16 protein-coding genes are annotated in these 18,843 nt (G+C 41.5%); 7 read left to right on the forward strand and 9 right to left on the reverse strand.

What is annotated here, in order from left to right:
- Positions 1 to 55: 55 nt before the first annotated feature.
- A complete protein-coding gene (locus AB1A65_RS10725) occupies positions 56 to 2,224 on the forward strand; it encodes a TonB-dependent receptor plug domain-containing protein (protein WP_366588798.1) in 2,169 nt (722 codons plus the stop codon).
- On the opposite strand, the gene AB1A65_RS10730 is transcribed toward AB1A65_RS10725, so the two are convergent.
- Positions 2,225 to 3,853 carry a carboxyl transferase domain-containing protein gene (locus AB1A65_RS10730; RefSeq protein ID WP_366588800.1) on the reverse strand — a complete coding sequence of 543 codons (1,629 nt, stop codon included), beginning with the start codon at positions 3,851 to 3,853 and terminating at the stop codon, positions 2,225 to 2,227.
- A gap of 66 nt (positions 3,854 to 3,919) precedes the next feature.
- Here AB1A65_RS10730 and AB1A65_RS10735 point away from each other — a divergent pair, with 66 nt between their 5' ends.
- From AB1A65_RS10735 to ettA, 3 genes are all read left to right on the forward strand, one after another.
- Positions 3,920 to 4,903: a Gfo/Idh/MocA family oxidoreductase gene (locus AB1A65_RS10735; RefSeq protein WP_366588802.1), complete on the forward strand. Its 984-nt coding sequence runs from the start codon at positions 3,920 to 3,922 to the stop codon at positions 4,901 to 4,903.
- Between the two features lie 71 nt (positions 4,904 to 4,974).
- Positions 4,975 to 5,151: a CAL67264 family membrane protein gene (locus AB1A65_RS10740; RefSeq protein ID WP_231562643.1), complete on the forward strand. Its 177-nt coding sequence runs from the start codon at positions 4,975 to 4,977 to the stop codon at positions 5,149 to 5,151.
- Positions 5,152 to 5,184: 33 nt separating this feature from the next.
- Complete coding sequence (gene ettA / locus AB1A65_RS10745) at positions 5,185 to 6,876, forward strand: energy-dependent translational throttle protein EttA (protein WP_366588805.1); 1,692 nt, start codon at positions 5,185 to 5,187, stop codon at positions 6,874 to 6,876.
- Positions 6,877 to 6,884: 8 nt separating this feature from the next.
- On the opposite strand, the gene AB1A65_RS10750 is transcribed toward ettA, so the two are convergent.
- Together AB1A65_RS10750 and AB1A65_RS10755 are read right to left on the reverse strand one after the other, a co-directional pair.
- Positions 6,885 to 7,592: a hypothetical protein gene (locus AB1A65_RS10750; protein WP_366588808.1), complete on the reverse strand. Its 708-nt coding sequence runs from the start codon at positions 7,590 to 7,592 to the stop codon at positions 6,885 to 6,887.
- Positions 7,593 to 7,659: 67 nt separating this feature from the next.
- Positions 7,660 to 8,457 carry an MBL fold metallo-hydrolase gene (locus AB1A65_RS10755; protein ID WP_366588810.1) on the reverse strand — a complete coding sequence of 266 codons (798 nt, stop codon included), beginning with the start codon at positions 8,455 to 8,457 and terminating at the stop codon, positions 7,660 to 7,662.
- Between the two features lie 163 nt (positions 8,458 to 8,620).
- Here AB1A65_RS10755 and AB1A65_RS10760 point away from each other — a divergent pair, with 163 nt between their 5' ends.
- Positions 8,621 to 9,508, forward strand: coding sequence for a hypothetical protein (locus AB1A65_RS10760; protein WP_366588812.1), 888 nt, complete (start codon positions 8,621 to 8,623; stop codon positions 9,506 to 9,508).
- A 74-nt stretch (positions 9,509 to 9,582) separates the two neighbouring features.
- On the opposite strand, the gene fumC is transcribed toward AB1A65_RS10760, so the two are convergent.
- Positions 9,583 to 10,980, reverse strand: a complete 1,398-nt coding sequence (gene fumC, locus AB1A65_RS10765) for a class II fumarate hydratase (protein ID WP_366588815.1) — start codon at positions 10,978 to 10,980, stop codon at positions 9,583 to 9,585.
- Positions 10,981 to 11,118: 138 nt separating this feature from the next.
- Between fumC and AB1A65_RS10770 the strand changes: the two genes are divergently transcribed.
- Complete coding sequence (locus AB1A65_RS10770; RefSeq protein ID WP_366588818.1) at positions 11,119 to 11,292, forward strand: hypothetical protein; 174 nt, start codon at positions 11,119 to 11,121, stop codon at positions 11,290 to 11,292.
- 59 nt (positions 11,293 to 11,351) lie between these two features.
- On the opposite strand, the gene AB1A65_RS10775 is transcribed toward AB1A65_RS10770, so the two are convergent.
- The 5 genes from AB1A65_RS10775 to AB1A65_RS10795 all read right to left on the reverse strand — a co-directional run bounded on the left by AB1A65_RS10775 (position 11,352) and on the right by AB1A65_RS10795 (position 16,226).
- Positions 11,352 to 13,838: a TonB-dependent receptor gene (locus AB1A65_RS10775; protein WP_366588820.1), complete on the reverse strand. Its 2,487-nt coding sequence runs from the start codon at positions 13,836 to 13,838 to the stop codon at positions 11,352 to 11,354.
- 101 nt (positions 13,839 to 13,939) lie between these two features.
- On the reverse strand, positions 13,940 to 14,407 hold the full coding sequence (locus tag AB1A65_RS10780; protein ID WP_366588822.1) for a hypothetical protein: 468 nt from the start codon (positions 14,405 to 14,407) through the stop codon (positions 13,940 to 13,942).
- A gap of 24 nt (positions 14,408 to 14,431) precedes the next feature.
- A complete protein-coding gene (gene arsC / locus AB1A65_RS10785) occupies positions 14,432 to 14,773 on the reverse strand; it encodes an arsenate reductase (glutaredoxin) (protein ID WP_366588824.1) in 342 nt (113 codons plus the stop codon).
- 47 nt (positions 14,774 to 14,820) lie between these two features.
- Positions 14,821 to 15,916 (reverse strand): peptide chain release factor 2 gene (gene prfB, locus AB1A65_RS10790; RefSeq protein ID WP_366588827.1). Its coding sequence is split into 2 segments (ribosomal slippage): positions 14,821 to 15,852 and positions 15,854 to 15,916, totalling 1,095 coding nucleotides; the frame shifts between segments, so codons are not numbered across the junction.
- 52 nt (positions 15,917 to 15,968) lie between these two features.
- On the reverse strand, positions 15,969 to 16,226 hold the full coding sequence (locus AB1A65_RS10795; protein ID WP_366588829.1) for a transglutaminase family protein: 258 nt from the start codon (positions 16,224 to 16,226) through the stop codon (positions 15,969 to 15,971).
- Between the two features lie 192 nt (positions 16,227 to 16,418).
- Here AB1A65_RS10795 and AB1A65_RS10800 point away from each other — a divergent pair, with 192 nt between their 5' ends.
- Positions 16,419 to 18,821: a zinc-dependent metalloprotease gene (locus AB1A65_RS10800; RefSeq protein WP_366588831.1), complete on the forward strand. Its 2,403-nt coding sequence runs from the start codon at positions 16,419 to 16,421 to the stop codon at positions 18,819 to 18,821.
- Positions 18,822 to 18,843 lie beyond the last annotated feature (22 nt).

Here is an 18,843-nt window from a genome sequence, read left to right on the forward strand (position 1 = left end):
CTATTCCTACCTTCGCACATATTGAAAGGAATACAAAATATTGATATATTGAAGTATGAAATCACGGATTCATATTGTCTTATTGTGCTGTTTCCTATGTGGATTCGGTAGCCATGCCCAAGAATCAAAAATAGTTTCTCTATGCTGGGATGTATCCCTTTCCATGCAAAACCGGGATATTGAAAAGGATTATTATTTTTTGGACACTTACTTTAAAACGGTTCAGAATGCCAAGGTAAATGTCATCACTTTCAGCAACAGGGTATTGTCAAAAGACAGCTATCAGGTTGTATCAGGTAATTGGTCCTCCATTAAAGCTAAGCTGGACGGTTTGCGGTATGATGGAGCCACTTCCTATGAATCGCTCAGCAATTATGTAGATTCAGGTGAGGTCCTCCTTTTTACAGATGGAAAACAAAATTTGGGGAATGGTACGCCAAATTTTAATGGAGAGCTTTTCATCATAAATAGTAGTGAGAGTTTTGACAAGGCAAGTCTAAATCTACTCTCGATCGTGAACAATGGAAACTTGGTGGATTTTAATGAGAAACGTAATGCAAATGTTGAAAGTGAAAGACCAAATCAATATTCCGGGACTATTTATAGCGGAACGGTTGGTTTAGAGGGTGCTGAAATTTATGTTCAGGGAAATCAAAGTAACCGTGTAAAATCCAATGAGACCGGGACTTTTTCTATAAATGGAATGGTAGGCGACACCTTGGTCGTTGCTTATGGAAACAAATTGGAAAAGCAAGTGTTGGGGAAAACCAATACGCTTAATTTTTCATTGGAAGACCAGGGAATTCAACTTCAGGAAGTAGTGGTGAGCCAGAAGAAAACAGAGCCTGGGCAAGAAACCATTACAACGGGTTATGGTGAGGAGAACAGGGACAAAGTAGGATATGCCGTCCAATCAATTTCTGAGGAAGATATTCCAGATGCAGCTTCAACTATGAACATGGCCATCCAAGGGAAGTTTTCTGGGGTCAATCTAAATCAAAATGATGATTTGAGTCAGGTGCGAATGCGACCAAGAAACACTTTATATGGTAATGTATACGGCCTTATTGTAATTGATGGCGTACCACTCCGCCAATCCGATTCGGGAAGTGGAACCGTTTTTAGCACGGACTTCATCAATCCAGAAAACATTGCTGACATCACTGTGTTAAAGGGATTGGCCGCCACCAATAAATATGGTAGCCTTGGCGTGAACGGTGTGCTCTTGATTACCTCAAAATCTGCAACCTATGCTAAGGAAAATGGAGAAAAAACGGACATGGCACGTTTGAAGAACAACATTTATGAAGAGAAGATTAAAGTGAACAATAAGGCATTGGTGACCCCTTATCTAAAGGATTTAAAGAAGGGTAAAAATGTAAAGGAAGCTTATGATTTGTATTTGGAACAGCGTATGGCCTTTAGTGAGGTTCCAGAATATTTTATAGATGTTTCCAACTTTTTTCTCGATTCCAGCCCAGAAATAGCAGAACGTATCTTATCCAATATTTTGGAAAAGGAAAATCCTTCATACGAAGCGTTACGAGCTATGTTTTTAAAATGCATGGTTTTGGAAAACTACAATATGGCCGTATTTGCAGCCGATAAAAAAATGGCCCTGTTTCCCAATAAGGTGCAGTCTTATCTTGATATGGCAATGGCCCACAAGCATGCCGAGAACACTCAGGAAGCACTTGCCATTTTAAATGGAATGGTAACCGGAGAAGCCAACCCGCAGTTGAATTTTAGGTCTATGGAGAAAGTGGTGGGTACGGAAATACGGAATATGGTCAATCGGGAAAAAATAAATTTGAAAATTGATGGGGTTAATGCTAAATACCGCAATAATGTTACGTATAATGCCCGATTGATTCTGGATTGGAATGTGCCCGATGCTGAATTTTCAGTGCAATTTGTAAACCCTCAAAAACGATTCTTCACTTGGGAACACACCGAAGTGGGCGATCGAAATCGAATTTTGGAAGAAATCCAAAATGGAAATTCCAATGAGCAATTTGAAATTGTGGGGTCGGACACCAAAGGTGAATGGATATTGAATGCTACCTATTCCGGTAACCGAACGCCAGCGAATAAAGCGACCACATTCCTAAAATGTACGGTACAATACAATTTTGGAAAGCCCAATCAGAAAAGTGAAGACTTTATGATTCGACTACAAGAACCTGGGGACGAACAAGAATTGGCCCGTTTTACAGTAGAATAATCACACTTGTAGCACCCCCATATTAAATTTTTTATCGCTCGGTGCATGATTGGCCGCCTCTATCCCCATTGAAATCCATTTACGGGTATCCAAGGGGTCAATAATGGCATCGGTCCAAAGGCGGGCTGCCGCATAATAAGGTGATATCTGGTGGTCATAACGTTGTTTGATTTTATCAAAAAGTTCTTTCTCCTTTTCTGCATCAATAGGTTGACCACTTTTCTCCAAAGAGGCTTTTTCAATCTGCAATAACACCTTTGCAGCTGAATTTCCACTCATCACGGCAAGTTCAGCACTTGGCCAGGCTACAATCAATCTTGGGTCATACGCCTTGCCACACATGGCATAGTTGCCAGCCCCGTAGCTGTTTCCAATAACAATGGTGAATTTGGGCACTACAGAGTTGCTCACCGCGTTCACCATTTTGGCGCCATCTTTAATAATTCCACCATGTTCGCTCTTACTGCCTACCATAAAACCAGTCACATCTTGGAGGAATACTAACGGAATCTTCTTTTGGTTGCAATTCGCAATAAATCGGGTGGCTTTGTCCGCAGAATCAGAATAAATAACACCGCCAAACTGCATTTCCCCATTCTTGGTTTTCACGACCTTCCTTTGATTGGCGACAATACCGACAGCCCAACCATCAATTCGAGCGTAGCCTGTTAAAATGGTTTTACCGTAGCCTTCCTTGTATTGTTCAAATTCAGAATCATCAACCAATCGTTTAATGATTTCCAACATATCGTACTGGCCACTTCGCGAAGCAGGCAGTATTCCATAAATATCTTCTGGATTTTCCGATGGTGTTTTAGGTTCAGCACGATTGAAACCAGCCTTTCCAAAATCCCCTATCTTATCAACAATATTCTTGATTTTATCCAAAGCATCCTTATCATCTTTGGCCTTGTAATCCGTCACCCCACTGATTTCCGAATGGGTGGTGGCACCTCCCAAAGTCTCATTGTCAATGCTCTCCCCAATGGCAGCCTTTACCAGATAGCTTCCCGCTAAGAAAATACTTCCCGTTTTGTCCACGATCAAAGCTTCATCACTCATGATAGGTAAATAAGCACCACCGGCGACACAACTACCCATGACCGCAGCAATTTGGGTTATGCCCATACTGCTCATAACTGCATTGTTTCTAAAAATCCGACCAAAATGTTCTTTATCCGGAAAGATTTCATCCTGCATGGGCAGATAGACGCCTGCACTGTCCACTAAATAAATTATGGGGAGTTTATTCTCAATGGATATTTCTTGGGCTCGTAAGTTCTTTTTGCCCGTGATGGGAAACCAAGCACCAGCCTTTACCGTTGCATCATTGGCAACCACTACACATTGCTTGCCTTTCACATAGCCTACCTTCACCACAACACCACCAGATGGACATCCTCCGTGTTCCTCGTACATGGCATCTCCTGCAAATGCTCCAATTTCAATGGATGGAGATTTGGCATCCAATAGATAATCAATTCGCTCTCGGGCCGTCATTTTGCCCTTTTCATGGTGCTTTTCAATACGTTTTTTACCGCCGCCAAGCTTTACTGTGGCCAATCTCTTCCGAAGGTCAGAGAGCATCAACTTATTATGGTCTTCATTTTTGTTGAAGTCTATATCCATAGGTCTTATTCAATTTCTTGCTATTGGTTAAAGATAAGGAGTTATAATCATTACTTTTGATGGAATATGGACACAAAAATCAAATGGGGCATTGTGGGCCCTGGAAAAATTGCCACTGATTTCACCGAAGACTTAAAGCTTGCACCGGATGCAGATGTCGCCGCCGTGGCGTCCAGAAGTTTGGGTAGAGCGCAGCAATTCGCGGATAAATACAATATCCCCAATGTTTTTAGAAGTTATGACGAGCTTTTCAATTCGGATACGGTGGATATTGTCTATGTGGCCACACCACATAATTTTCATAAGAATTTGGCCATACAGGCCATAGAATCGGGTAAGCACGTACTTTGTGAAAAACCCTTGGGTGTTAATAGAGCAGAAGTAGAGGAAATTGTTGCTGCGGCCAAAGCAAATGGTGTTTTTATGATGGAAGGTCTTTGGTCCCGATTTAATCCATCAGTGCGGAAAGCAAAGCAAATGGTGGACGATGGTATCATTGGAGAAGTTGGTTATCTCCATGCCGACTTTGCATTTTATGCATTGGACCGAAGTATGGATTCCAGACTGTTGAATCCAGAGTTGGCTTCAGGCTCCCTGCTCGATATTGGAATCTACCCTATCTTTTTGGCCTATTTGATTTTGGGCATGCCCAGAGAAATTATGGCCAAATCAAACTTTCATGAAAATGGGACTGAGTTGCAAACGTCCATGTTATTTCATTATGAAAATGCACAAGCCGTTTTATACAGTGGTTTGACCAGTAAATCCAAAATGGAAGCCGAAATCTCAGGTACCAAGGGGGAGATTTTTATCCACCCAAGATGGCATGAAGCGGATAGCTGCAGATTGGAAAAGGATGGTAAAACCCAAGAATTTGAACTACCCCGTCAAGGGAATGGTTTTGTATATGAAATTGAGGAAGTGCACCAATGTTTAATAGCCAAAAAGTTGGAAAGTGACCTTTGGTCACATCAAAACAGCTTGGATGTAGCCAAATTATTGGACATAATTCGTGAAAAATGCGGAATTACCTTTCCTTTTGAGGGATAAACCCGATTCAATTCTTTGGATTATTTCATTTTTTACGATATTTGAGGCTCTTCTGAACGATTTATATGGGAATGAACAAAAACACAGTGCTCGCTTGGGCCACTTGGATCATGATTTTTGTAGGAATAGGAATGATAGCTCTTGGAGCTTTCAAATATGATGAAGTTGCAGGTTACGGTTTTGGTGCGGTAGGTATCGGATTTTTTGCTGTGGCTTGGGTATTCAACGCGCTCAAGGGCCGGGTTTAGATTCTCCCTTTTTTCAATTTAAAGAACAACTACATGTCAGACGATAAAAAAGTCATTTTTTCAATGTCTGGGGTTACCAAGACCTTTAAAACGGCCAACACCCCGGTACTCAAAAACATTTATTTAAGTTTCTTTTACGGTGCCAAAATTGGGATTTTAGGTCTCAACGGCTCTGGTAAATCCACCTTGTTGAAGATTATAGCGGGTGTCGATAAAAACTATCAAGGTGATGTTGTTTTCTCTCCGGGCTACACAGTTGGCTATTTGGAGCAGGAACCCCAGTTGGATGAGAACAAGACCGTAATGGAAGTGGTGCGCGAAGGTGTTGCTGAAACCGTGGCCATTTTGGATGAATACAATAAAATCAACGATATGTTCGGTCTGCCTGAAGTCTATGAGGATGCGGACAAGATGCAGAAGTTGATGGACAAGCAAGCAGCTCTTCAAGACCAGATTGATGCGTCCAACGCTTGGGAACTAGATACAAAACTTGAAATCGCGATGGATGCCCTCCGTACTCCAGAATCTGACAAGAAAATCGGAGTACTGTCTGGTGGGGAGCGGAGAAGAGTGGCGTTATGCCGTTTGTTATTGCAGGAACCTGATGTGTTGCTGTTGGATGAGCCCACCAACCACTTGGATGCAGAATCTGTGCATTGGTTGGAACATCATTTGGCACAATATAAAGGAACGGTGATTGCCGTAACGCACGACCGTTATTTTCTGGATAACGTAGCTGGTTGGATTTTAGAGTTGGACAGAGGAGAAGGTATTCCATGGAAAGGCAATTATTCCAGCTGGTTAGATCAGAAAGCCAAACGTTTGGCACAAGAGAGCAAACAAGCCTCCAAACGTCAGAAAACTTTAGAGCGCGAGTTGGACTGGGTTCGTCAAGGGGCAAAAGGAAGGCAGACCAAACAAAAAGCTCGTTTAAAGAATTATGATAAGCTTCTCAGTCAAGATCAAAAACAACTGGAAGAGAAGTTGGAGATATACATTCCCAATGGACCTAGATTGGGAACCAATGTCATCGAAGCAAAAGGTGTAAGCAAAGCGTATGGTGATAAATTACTGTATGAGGAGTTGAACTTCAACTTGCCTCAAGCGGGCATCGTTGGTATTATTGGTCCCAACGGAGCTGGTAAGACCACTATTTTCCGAATGATCATGGGCGAAGAAACCCCGGATAAAGGGGAGTTTGTTGTTGGGGATACGGCTAAATTGGCCTACGTGGACCAGAGCCATTCCAATATCGACCCTGAAAAATCAATTTGGGAAAACTTCAGCGATGGACAAGAATTGGTAATGATGGGAGGGAAGCAAGTTAATTCCCGAGCCTATTTGAGTCGGTTCAACTTCTCTGGAAGCGAGCAGAACAAAAAGGTAAGTATGCTTTCCGGTGGGGAAAGAAACCGACTTCATCTCGCCATGACCTTAAAAGAAGAAGGAAACGTATTGCTGCTGGATGAGCCTACCAACGATTTGGATGTAAATACACTTCGCGCCTTGGAAGAAGGTTTGGAAAACTTTGCAGGCTGTGCAGTGATCATTTCCCACGACAGATGGTTCTTGGATAGGATTTGTACCCACATCTTGGCGTTTGAAGGCGACTCGCAGGTGTATTTCTTTGAAGGTTCGTTCTCTGATTATGAGGAGAACAAAAAGAAACGCTTGGGAACGGATATCATGCCCAAGCGTATAAAGTATAAAAAATTGATTCGGTAATTGAGGAACTATTCTTCTACTCCGAGATTTTTGATGCCTTCCTCAAGGATTTTTTTAGCTTCTCTTAAATAAGCTTGTTGGTGAGCTGCCAAACTGTTGGAGTCGTTGTTCCCTTCAGTTGTATTTGTACCAATTGTTTTTGAGAGTTCCACCAATTGGGCAACGGCCTTTTCGGTGGCACTTAATTTATCTTTGGCGTGCTTTTCAAAGACCTTGATCATCTCAAGTTCCATAGAATTGTCAATTGCAACAACTGTTTTATTTTGAGTGGAAGCTTCTTCAGCATGGGCTTCATGCACCATTGTGGTATTGTCGCTATCAGCTACGGTAACATCAGATGAAACCCCAAGGGTACACTCATCTAAAAAAGTAATGAGTTCGTTGACCTGGGCCAATGCTTTTTTAGTGAAAAAGCGACCAGCTTCCCAATCAACGGGTTCTATGGCCTTATTCAAAGTTTGTTTGGTGTCATACGCTTTGTCGTACGCCTTTTTGCATACACAATCACCTTTGAAATCATCTGCTTTTTCAAGAGCGGTCAAAGCACGTTCTGCATAATACATTTGGTGCTCAAAGTTGGTGGCCTCCATTGCTTTTTTGCAATGGTTTAGGGCATACGTCACTTTGGAATAGTAATTATCACATTGTTGGGAGAAAGTAGCATTTATGGCAAAAAGTACGGCCACAAGTACTAAAACACGGGATTTGGGAGCCATGGTCAAGTATTTGATTTGGTTATAGTCTGTTACCTTAACGCCAATATAGTACCTTTATTTTATTCCATCAAAACTCATCATTGGGGTACCAATCCAATTGAACCACTTCAATGTCTGGATTTCCTTCATTGACCAGTTGTTTGAATTTGGCCACATCACTCACTTCTGGACGTCCCCTAAAGTGGTACGGATAAACTTCATCAGGTTGAAATTCCAAAACGGCATCTGCCGCGCTTTCCACAGTCATGGTATAAGGAAGATTCATACATACGAAGGCCTTGTCAATATTTTCCAATGCGCGCATTTCTGGAATATCCTCCGTATCCCCAGAAAAATAAATGCGTTCATCACCTAGTGTCAATATGTAACCATTTCCCCTTCCTTTTACATGAAAATCCTTTGCTTCTTCACGCAGGTTGTACATGGGGATAGCTTCTACGGTAACACCGGAAAATGTTTTGGATTCCCCATTGCCCATAATTTCAATGGCGGCTTTAAGTGCAAATTCTTCCGGAATTTCGTCAGCAACTGCTTGGGGAACAATGATGATGGCTTTCTCCGGATTGAGCTCTTCCAGAGTTTCTGGACTAAGGTGATCTCCATGGATATCGGTGATCAAAATCAAGTCGGGAGAATTTTGACCTTCAAAAGCAGCCTTACCTCCAACAGGGTCAATATATATTGTGGTATCATTCCACTCTAAAATTGCGGTAGCATGCTCAATAGGTATGATATTAACCTTTGTCTGTGCTTCAGTTTCCACTTGGGCATCAACCTCCGCAGTATCTTTATTCTCTTCTTTTTTCTGTTTACAAGTGATGGTGAGTGCCAGTGCAATGACCATCAATATAAAATTTCTTTTCATGACTTTCTTTTGAATTCCTTTAAAATTAAGGCATATCAAGGATAAAGAAGATTTTTTTCGAGATTATTTCAACCCAAATAATCCAAATCATGATCTAAAGCGTATATAAACCAAACACGATTGATTAAAAAACCTAAACGAGAATCAATTAATACAAAAAGTTATGACTGAAACAAAAAATAACAACAGTTTGAAGGTGATTGCTGGTTTATTGGGTGTGGTTCTTTTGGGAACTATCATTTATACCGTAAGCCTTTATCAAGACAAGAAAAAGACAACTCAAGCTTTAACGCAAGAAAAGGAGTTGGTAGTTGAGGATTTGAACAATTTGAAATCTGAGTACGACAAAGCTATTTTGGAAAGCAACGCTACCAATGAAGAGTTGGTTGCTGCAAGAGACAACATCGCAAAGTATATCGACTCTGTACAAGGTATGAAAGCTGATATTGCTTCACTTTCAAGATACAGAAGACAAGTAAGTGTTCTTAAAGCTGAACGTGAAAAACTATTGAAGCAAGTAGATTCTTTGACGCAATCCAACAGCTTGTTGGCCATGCAAAGAGACAGTACATTCACCGAATTGGAGAAACAAACTGTTTTTAACGATTCTTTAATTGTACAGAACACGCAATTGGCCGATGCCGTTGAAAGAGGTTCTGCCCTTAACCTTTCTACCATCAGTGTTGATGCTGTGAAAGAAAGAAACAGTGGAAAATTGGTTTCTACTTCTAGAGCTAGAGCTACTGACAAGTTCAAAGTTTGCTTTACCATTGCTGATAACGTAATTGCTGAAGCCGGTGACAGAGAGTTCTTCATTGAAGTTCTTGGACCTCAAGGAAATGTATTGGGTGACAGTTTCACTAAATCTACTGAGGAAGGTGCTTCCATCACGTATAGCAAAGCAACCAATTTCTATTATGAGAACAGTTCTTTGGACGTATGTGATTACATCAACAAGCCTGCTGACGATTTCAAAGATGGAAACTACATGGTGAATGTATATGACAACAATTTGAAATTGTTGGGTACTTCTAAATTTGAATTGAAATAATTCACACTATCCATTTAAATAAGGAAGCCCGTTCAACAGAACGGGCTTTTTTTATGGATTGAATTCTGATTAAATTATTTAAGACTCCCCACCATATCCTCGGGTTTTACCCACGCATCATATTCTTCAGGGGTAACGTAACCTAAATTAATGGCTTCTTCACGTAGTGTTGTTCCATTTTTATGGGCAGTATTGGCAATTTCAGCCGCCTTGTAGTATCCAATTTTGGTATTTAAAGCGGTGACCAACATCAACGAATTATTCAATAATCTTTTGATTACTTCGTGATTCGGTTCAATGCCTACCGCACAATGCTCATCAAAACTTACGCAGGCATCGCCAAGCAGTTGTGCTGATTGCAAAATGTTGGCAGCCATCAATGGTTTAAATACATTCAGTTCATAATGGCCTTGGGTACCGCCCACGCTAACAGCGACATCGTTACCCATCACTTGGGCACACACCATGGTCATGGCCTCACATTGGGTAGGGTTGACCTTCCCTGGCATAATGGAACTTCCCGGTTCGTTGGCTGGAATGATGATTTCCCCAATACCAGAGCGAGGTCCGGACGCCATCATCCGAATATCATTCGCAATTTTGTTCAAAGAAACCGCTAGTTGCTTCAAGGCACCGTGACTTTCAACTATAGCATCATGGGCTGCCAAGGCTTCAAATTTGTTCTGAGCCGTCACAAATGGCATTCCTGTAAAGTCAGCAATATATTTGGATACCAAAACATCATATCCTTTTGGGGTATTGAGACCAGTTCCTACGGCCGTTCCGCCCAACGCAAGTTCACTTAAGTGTGCCAAGGTATTTTTTAAGGCCTTCAGTCCATATTCCAATTGAGCCACATATCCAGAAAATTCCTGACCAAGGGTTAGGGGAGTTGCATCCATCAAATGGGTCCGCCCAATTTTCACCACATCTTTGAATTCCTTGGACTTTTTGGCCAAGGTATTTTTGAGCTGTTCAACACCTGGAATAGTGACTTCAACTATTTTCTTATAGGCCGCAATGTGCATTCCCGTAGGGAACGTATCATTGGAGGATTGACTTTTGTTGACATCATCATTGGGTTGGATGGTTTTTTCACCTTCCCCAATCTTTTTTCCGGCAATTTCATGGGCTCTGTTGGCAATCACCTCATTGACATTCATATTGCTTTGTGTACCAGAACCCGTCTGCCAAATAACCAATGGAAACTGGTCGTCCAATTCTCCTGCCAGAATTTCATCACATACTTGGGCGATCAGGTCCCTTTTTTCCACAGCAAGCACACCGAGTTCATGGTTGGCATAGGCAGCGGCCTTTTTTAAATAAGCGAATCCATAAACTACATCCAAAGGCATGGAACCAGAAGGTCCAATCTTAAAATTATTGCGGGAACGTTCTGTCTGTGCTCCCCAGTATTTGTCCGCGGGCACTTTTACCTCGCCCATGGTGTCTTTTTCAATCCTAAAACTCATTTTTCAAAATTTATACCCACAAAGGTAATTGTTCATAAAATTATATGGTAGTTGTTAATGGCAAATACACTTTTTTAAAGTCAGATTTGTATTTTTTCACAATAAGGAAGTATCTTTGTTCAACAAAAGGATAGTATAATGTTCGAATTTGACCAGTATTTAGGCTTTTTAGCTTTTTTAACGATTTTGACCATTGGTTTTTGGTTGATGATTTTCTTGTTGACCTTTGTAGTACCCTATTGGTTAATCGGTAACCTTCGAGAAATGTTTAAAGAAAGACGCGAGGCCAAACGAGCCAAGCTTGAAGAATAAAAAAAGAAGCCAAATTGGCTTCTTTTTTGTTTTCGTCGGGTTCTTTTCTGCTGCTATCGTTATCCTTGGAACTGACCTTCACCTTCAATATCATCGTCACCACCATTTCGGTCACCTCGCTGTCTGCGTTCTTTGGGCTGATTGAATCGATAGATTAATGACAGGTTAACCTGTCTCACCCTCCACTGGAACTCACTGTCTGAAGTAAAGAATTGGGTTTCTGTAAACGATTGGCGCCTTCTTGAGTTGAATACATCACTTACGTTCAAGGATATAGTAGCGTTATCCTTGAATAAGTCCTTGCTCATGGCCAAGTTCAAAGAGAACATTCCTTTGGTATCTGTTTGGGCATTTTGGCGGGGACCCATGTAAAACGAGTTGGCCTGAAAATCTATCTTGGCGGGCAAGGTAAATTTTGAACTGAACCGTGCAAACCAACTTGTATTTTCCGCACCAAAGTTTACACCATTAAAGGTTCCATCGGAAGTAAATCGAAAGAAATTGAAACTACCATTCAAACGCATCCATTTCGTAGGGTTGTACAGCATACCTGCTTCGGCTCCAATACGTTCATTGGTGGAAAGGTTAATTGGGATGGAACGAATGATTCGGATACCATCAGAAGTAACCTCTCCCGTTTCCTCCTGAATACGCTCAAATGAATTGGTTTCCCGTTGATAGTATATGGATGATGTAAATGTTAACTTGCTCCAGCGCTTCAAGTACCCTAAATCAAAAGCATTGGCAAAAGCAGGATCCAAATCCGGGTTTCCTTGGAATACATTGGTTCTACTAGATCTGGAGGGAAATGGATTGATAAACCATCCTCTGGGTCTGTTGATTCTTCGATTGTAGCCAAGGGAAAGGTTTTGGTTTTCCCCAAACTCGTAGATCAGGTTAATGGTGGGGAAAAGTCCAAGATAGTTCTTGTCAAAATTCAAATCCACATCCTCGCCAAGAATCTCTTGCAAGGCTTCGCTGTCTATATCCGAATCAACACCACCTCTCATCTCTGTGTTTTCCAGTCGCAATCCCGCCAAAAAGGAAAATTTTCCAAATTTATTACCGTATTGGGTATAGACCGCATTTACATTTTCATGATACGTAAAGATGTTGGTCAGGTCTGTGTTGGTTTCAAACTCTTCTGTGTCCAAGTTAAATTGATCCAACTGGTAATCATTGACCTCTTTTTCAAAAGTCCCACGATATCCTGCTTCAAATTGGGCGTCGCCAATGGGCAAAACGTAGTCCACTTGAGCCAGTATATCATCTTGGGTCTGATCTTCGTAGATATTTTCTAAGGCCAGCAAATCTGTATTGGGAACGGTATTGTTTTCTTGTATTACCGTTAAAATCGACTCGTCATCGTAAGAGTATTGGAAATCTGCTGTCAATTTATGACCATCATCATTGATGTTATTCGTATAGTTGAACGAATACTGATAGCTACTGTCATCTTCCCCTTGATCTTCGGTTCTAAAGGTACGACTAGCCAAGGTAGCATTTGTAAAACGCTGGTTGTCGTTTTCGGTTAAATCATTTTCATCAGAAATACGGTAGAAGAAGCTTCCGGTTATGGATGATTTTTCCGTAAGGAAATATTCCATTCCAATGTTAAGGTTAAAGCCATCGTCATTTCTGCTGATATCGCGATCCTCGATAATTCGGTCAAATTCGCCTTGGGAATAGGTGTTGTCGCTATATCCATTCCCGGGAGATTCCCTGTGGAAATAACCAAGGGTATTAAAAATATTGAATTTATCGGTACGCAGGTTGAAGTTGGTAGTAGCCCTGGCATTGAACGGGTATCCAACTGTTGCATTCACAGAGCCGTTGATACCCAATGTTTTTTCTTTTTTCAAAACAATATTAAGGATCCCGGCAGTTCCTTCGGCATCATATCGTGCAGATGGGCTGGTAATGACCTCTACTTTCTCGATTGCATCGGCCGGTAACTGTTGTAGAATATCGGTGGAACCAAATCCAGCTAGTGCAGAGGGTTTTCCGTTTATTAAAATGCGGACGTTCTCATTCCCTCGTAAGCTTATACCACCTTCCACATCAACAGAAACAGAAGGAATGTTGTTTAGGGCATCACTGACGTTACCACCACTTGTGGTGATGTCTTTTCCAATGTTGTATATTTTTTTGTCCAGACGTACCTCAACGGTAGTTTTTTCCCCAACAACCTCAACCTCTTGTAGTTGGGCCACATCGGGAGCCAAGATAATATTACCTAGATTTGTGGATGATGTATAACTCTGATTGTTAAGGGAATAGGTTTTGTACGAAATGTATTCTACGCGGATATTGTATTGACCGGGAGCGGTTTCAATTTCAAAATTTCCGTCCAAATCTGTGATTCCTCCAGTTACTTTGTCTGGATTTCCCGCTTCTTGAAGAACAAAAGTTGCGTATTCCAAGGGTTGACCGGAATCTTGGTCAATTACAGTTCCAGAAATGGTAATGGAGTTCGGACTCTGTTGCGCTTGGCCTCCTACTGAAAAAAGCGTAAGAAATAACAGCAGTACAATGTTTCTTTGCATAGTTTGGTTTTATACCAGCAAAGTTGATAGGAAATAAAGAAGAACTGAAATTAATACCCGTCAACAACACACTTGATCCCGTGAATGACCTTAATGAATTGTTAATCTTTTTTGTTTTTCTTTTTCTTCTTCTTTTTGGGTTTAAAACTGTTTTCTTGAAGCTCAATAAAGGCGTTGTACTTATCCTCGGGAAGACCGGCCTTTAATTCATCATTTTGCTTTTTCAAAACCTTCTCATATTCCTCTTTCATTTTAAGGGGCTCCAGTTGCAGAATTTGCAATTCAATTCGTTGTTGAACAGACTGTAACAATGTGGTACGGACCACTGCCTCCTCAAAAGGATTGAGGCCAAGTGCTTCGGAAATGGAAGGCATTTGCTGATCCACCACTTCTTCAGCCGTAGGGGGTTCCACTTCTTGTGGGGTTTCTTGGGCCCTGGGTATGGTGCTTTGACGTCTCCCGTATCGATTTCCGTAGGGAGAACCATAACCATATTGCGCCGCTAGGTCACCAATGGATAGCATTGTGGTCAAAAAGGTTAAGAAAACGAGGGTCTGTAAACTTTTCATGGCCTAATGAATACGTTCGTAATACTATAGCAAGGTATTGATTTTTTCTGAAGGTCTGCCAATCACGGCTTTTTTATCCTTTACAACAATGGGGCGCTCAATTAATTTAGGGTTTTCCACCATAGCTGATATCACCTCATCATCTGTAAGTGTTCTTCCTTTGTACTTCTCCTTCCAAACAGCTTCATTCTTGCGAACCAACTCCTCTGGAGCCATGCCCAAATACCCTATTAAGGTCTTTAGTTCATCTTTAGATGGAATTTCTTCTAAATATTTTACGATTTCAAAATCTTGCCCAGATTGTTCCAATACTTCCAGTCCTTCCCTGGATTTTCTACATCTAGGATTGTGATAAATTTTAATCATTTTTAATTATTTTCTGATGTCTGATGTCTGATGTCTGATGTCTGATGTCATTCTTCTTTTTGCCCCATCATCATCAGATAGGCTTTTAAAAATGCATCCAATTCACCATCCATTACAGCGTCTACATTTCCGGTTTCCTCTCCGGTTCGTACATCTTTCACCAATTTATAGGGATGCATCACATAATTACGGATTTGAGAGCCCCACTCAATTTTCATTTTAGTCGATTCTATTTCAGCTCGGGCCTCTTGCTTTTTCCGAAGTTCAATCTCATATAATTGAGACTTTAGCATTTTCATGGCCGTTGCTCGGTTATCATGTTGGGAACGGGAATCAGAACATGAAATTTGGATACCAGTGGGTTTGTGTACGAGTTGTACCTTAGTTTCCACTTTATTTACATTCTGACCACCAGCTCCACTGGAACGTGCCGTAGTAATCTCTATATCGGACGGATTCACTTCAATTTCAATGGTATCGTCCACCAATGGGTACACATACACAGAGGCAAATGAGGTATGCCGTTTGGCATTGCTATCAAAAGGGGAGATGCGCACCAATCGGTGTACCCCGTTCTCACCTTTGAGCCATCCAAAGGCAAATTCGCCCTCAATTTCCAAAGTTACTGTCTTTATGCCGGCCACATCACCCTCTTGGTAATTGAGTTCTTTTACTTTGTAATCGTTCTTTTCGGCCCACATCAAATACATCCGCATGAGCATGGAAGCCCAGTCACAGCTTTCCGTACCTCCGGCACCCGCCGTTATCTGTAACACCGCAGTAAGCTCGTCCCCTTCATCAGAGAGCATGTTCTTGAACTCCAAATTTTCAATGAGGTCCAGGGCTTTTGTGTATTGCTGGGTCACTTCATCTTCGGAAACTTCCCCAGCTTGTTGGAATTCGGATAACACCTCAAGATCGCTCACCAAAGTTTTGGCAGATTCATACTCCTCCACCCACTTTTTCTTGGATTTAAGGGATTGCATTTGTTTTTGGGCTTCCTGTGGATTGTCCCAAAAATTGGGTTCGAGAGTTTTCTCTTCCTCGTTTTCTATTTCAATGAGTTTGGCATCGATGTCAAAGATACCTCCTTAACGCACCAAGGCGCTCAATAAGATCTTTTTGCTGATCTGTTGTTACCATGTATTCAATTTTGGGCAAAAGTAAGTTTCTTTCACCACATTCTATAAATAATCTATTGCTGTTGTTGCTGGGCCGCTTTTACCGATACGGAGTATTTGGTTTCATTCTTTCCAAGGGTATAGACCACACCTTTAAGGGGAGCGCAGTCAGTATAATCCTTACCATGGCACACTTTTATATGATTGTGATTGATCAAAAGGTTATTGGTCGGGTCAAACCCTATCCAACCTACATTGGGCACAAAAGCCTCTGCCCAAGCATGCATTTGTGAATCCCCGAAGAATCCACTGTCCTGATGCTGGCACCCCATATTATTTTTTAAGTAAAAAATGTTTTTACCGCCTAATGAAATAAATAGCAGTTAAAAATCCATCAAAATAAAAATGAATCAAGCAAAAATTGACGGCTATTTTTATCAATTTATATTTTAGGACGGAAAAGGAGGATTCACGGTTTTTTTTAAAATGAATTACATATTTTTAAATCCAATTTCCACGCAACTATGAAGAACACAATTTCCCTCATTGTAGTATTTGGCTTTTTTTGTGCAGCCGCATCCGGACAAACGTTTGACAAGGCCAAGGATTTTCAAAAATTCAACGGTTACTTTAATTTCTATTACGATGATTCATCGGACAAGATATATTTGGAAGTCGATGAACTGGACAAGGAATTTTTGTATGTCTATTCCCTCAGCAGTGGCATTGGAAGCAACGATATTGGCTTGGATAGGGGACAGCTGGGCAATGAACAGGTTGTTTACTTCAAAAAAGCAGGGAACAAATTGCTTTTGGTGCAACCCAATCTGACCTATCGCGCCATTACGGACAATGCGCTAGAACGAAAGTCGGTGGAGCAAGCTTTTGCCAAATCCATTTTACACGGATTCAAGATTGAAGAAGAATCCAAAGGAAGCTATTTGATAGATTTCACGGATTTTCTAATGCGGGATGCCCATGGTGTAGCCAATAGATTGAAAGATTCCAAGCAGGGGTCCTATAGTCTGGATGCTTCCAAAAGTGCGTTGGCCTTTGAGCGTACCAAAGCATTTCCTAAAAATGTGGAGTTTGATGTTACTTTGACGTTTAAAGGTAATCCTGAAGGAGATTGGATTCAATCTGTGACACCAAACCCTAGTTTGGTGACCGTAGCTCAGCATCATTCCCTAATTGAACTACCTGATGATAAATACAAGAAAAGAGTCTTCGACCCTAGATGTGGTTCCTATCCCATAACTTATTATGATTATGCCACTCCAGTACAAGAACCTATATTAAAGCGTTTCATTACCCGCCATCGATTGGAAAAAAAGAATCCCGGTGCTGAAGTGAGTGAAGCTGTGGAGCCCATCATCTACTATTTGGATAATGGAACCCCTGAACCGGTTCGTTCCGCCCTATTGGAAGGTGGGAAATGGTGGAACCAAGCCTTTGAGGCCATTGGATACAAAGATGCCTTTCAACTGAAAATATTACCGGATGATGCCGACCCTTTGGATGTCCGCTATAACGTAATTCAGTGGGTGCACCGTTCTACAAGAGGTTGGAGCTATGGTAGCAGTATTACCGACCCAAGAACAGGAGAAATCATGAAAGGACATGTGAGTTTGGGAAGTTTACGTATTCGTCAGGATTTTTTAATTGCCCAAGCTTTGATGAACAAACCCTTTGCTGAGCGGGATGATAATTACCAACCTATTCTGGAAATGGCCTTAGCCCGAATTCGCCAACTCTCTGCACACGAAATTGGGCATACCCTTGGTTTTGCACACAATTTTGCCGCAAGTACAAACAACAGGGCTTCGGTGATGGACTATCCACATCCACAATTTGAACTAAAAGGAAATACCATCGATTTTTCAAACGCCTATGATACAGGTATTGGTGAATGGGATAAAGTTACTGTGGCGTATTCGTATGCAGATTTTCCAAGCGGAACCTCTGAAAAAGAAGGACTGAATGCTATTTTAAAGAAAGCCCAAGATGATGGTTTGCGGTACATCTCCGATCAAGATGCAAGACCAACAGGAGGTGCCCATGCCTTAGGCCATTTGTGGGATAATGGAAAAAACGCCAGTCAAGAATTGGAAAGTGTCCTACAGATCCGAAAAACGGCTATGAATAACTTCTCTATGGATAACATTCGCACTGGGGAGCCCAATTCTGTTTTGGAAGATGTATTTGCACCATTATATTTTTTCCATAGGTACCAGACTGAAGCCGTTTCAAAGGTTGTGGGGGGGCTTGACTACAACTATGCGGTTAAAGGAGATGGGCAACGGGTGGTGGAGCCGGTGAATCAAGCAGTACAGGAGAAAGCCCTGGAATCCATTCTTAAAACATTGGATGCCGAGGTTGTGGCCATTCCGAAGGAAAAATTGGACCTATTTCCGCCTAGGGCCATCGGATATCCGCGAACCCGTGAATCATTGATGGGAAGAACGGGCGTAAGTTTTGATGCTTTGTCCGCTGCTGAAACCGCTGCAGATATGACGTTGGGATTGTTGCTTCACCCAGAACGTGCTTCGCGATTGATTCAACAAAAAAGCCTGGATAAAGGCCAACTGGGATTAGAAGAGGTTTTGAATAAATTGATCAATAGCACCATTGAAGAATCCAAAAAAGACACGTATTTGGAGGAGGTGCAGCAGACCATCAATTTTAGAGTGTTGTACCATATCATGAATTTGGCAGCCCATAAAGAAGTCCACCCCCAGGTTAATGCCATCGCCAATGCCACTTTAAAAGAACTTAAAGCAGCATTGTTGGGCAATGGAAAAACAGCTATCGCAGTGGAAATGGTAAAGCGTATCGATATGTTTATGGAAAAACCGACCAGCTTTAATGTGATACCTGTCCCCAAAATTCCTGATGGCTCTCCCATAGGAATGGACTGCATGGATTAGATAAGGACAAGTGCAAGCTCAA

Source organism: Allomuricauda sp. ANG21 (assembly GCF_040705235.1).
GTDB classification, from domain to species: Bacteria; Bacteroidota; Bacteroidia; order Flavobacteriales; family Flavobacteriaceae; genus Flagellimonas; species Flagellimonas marina.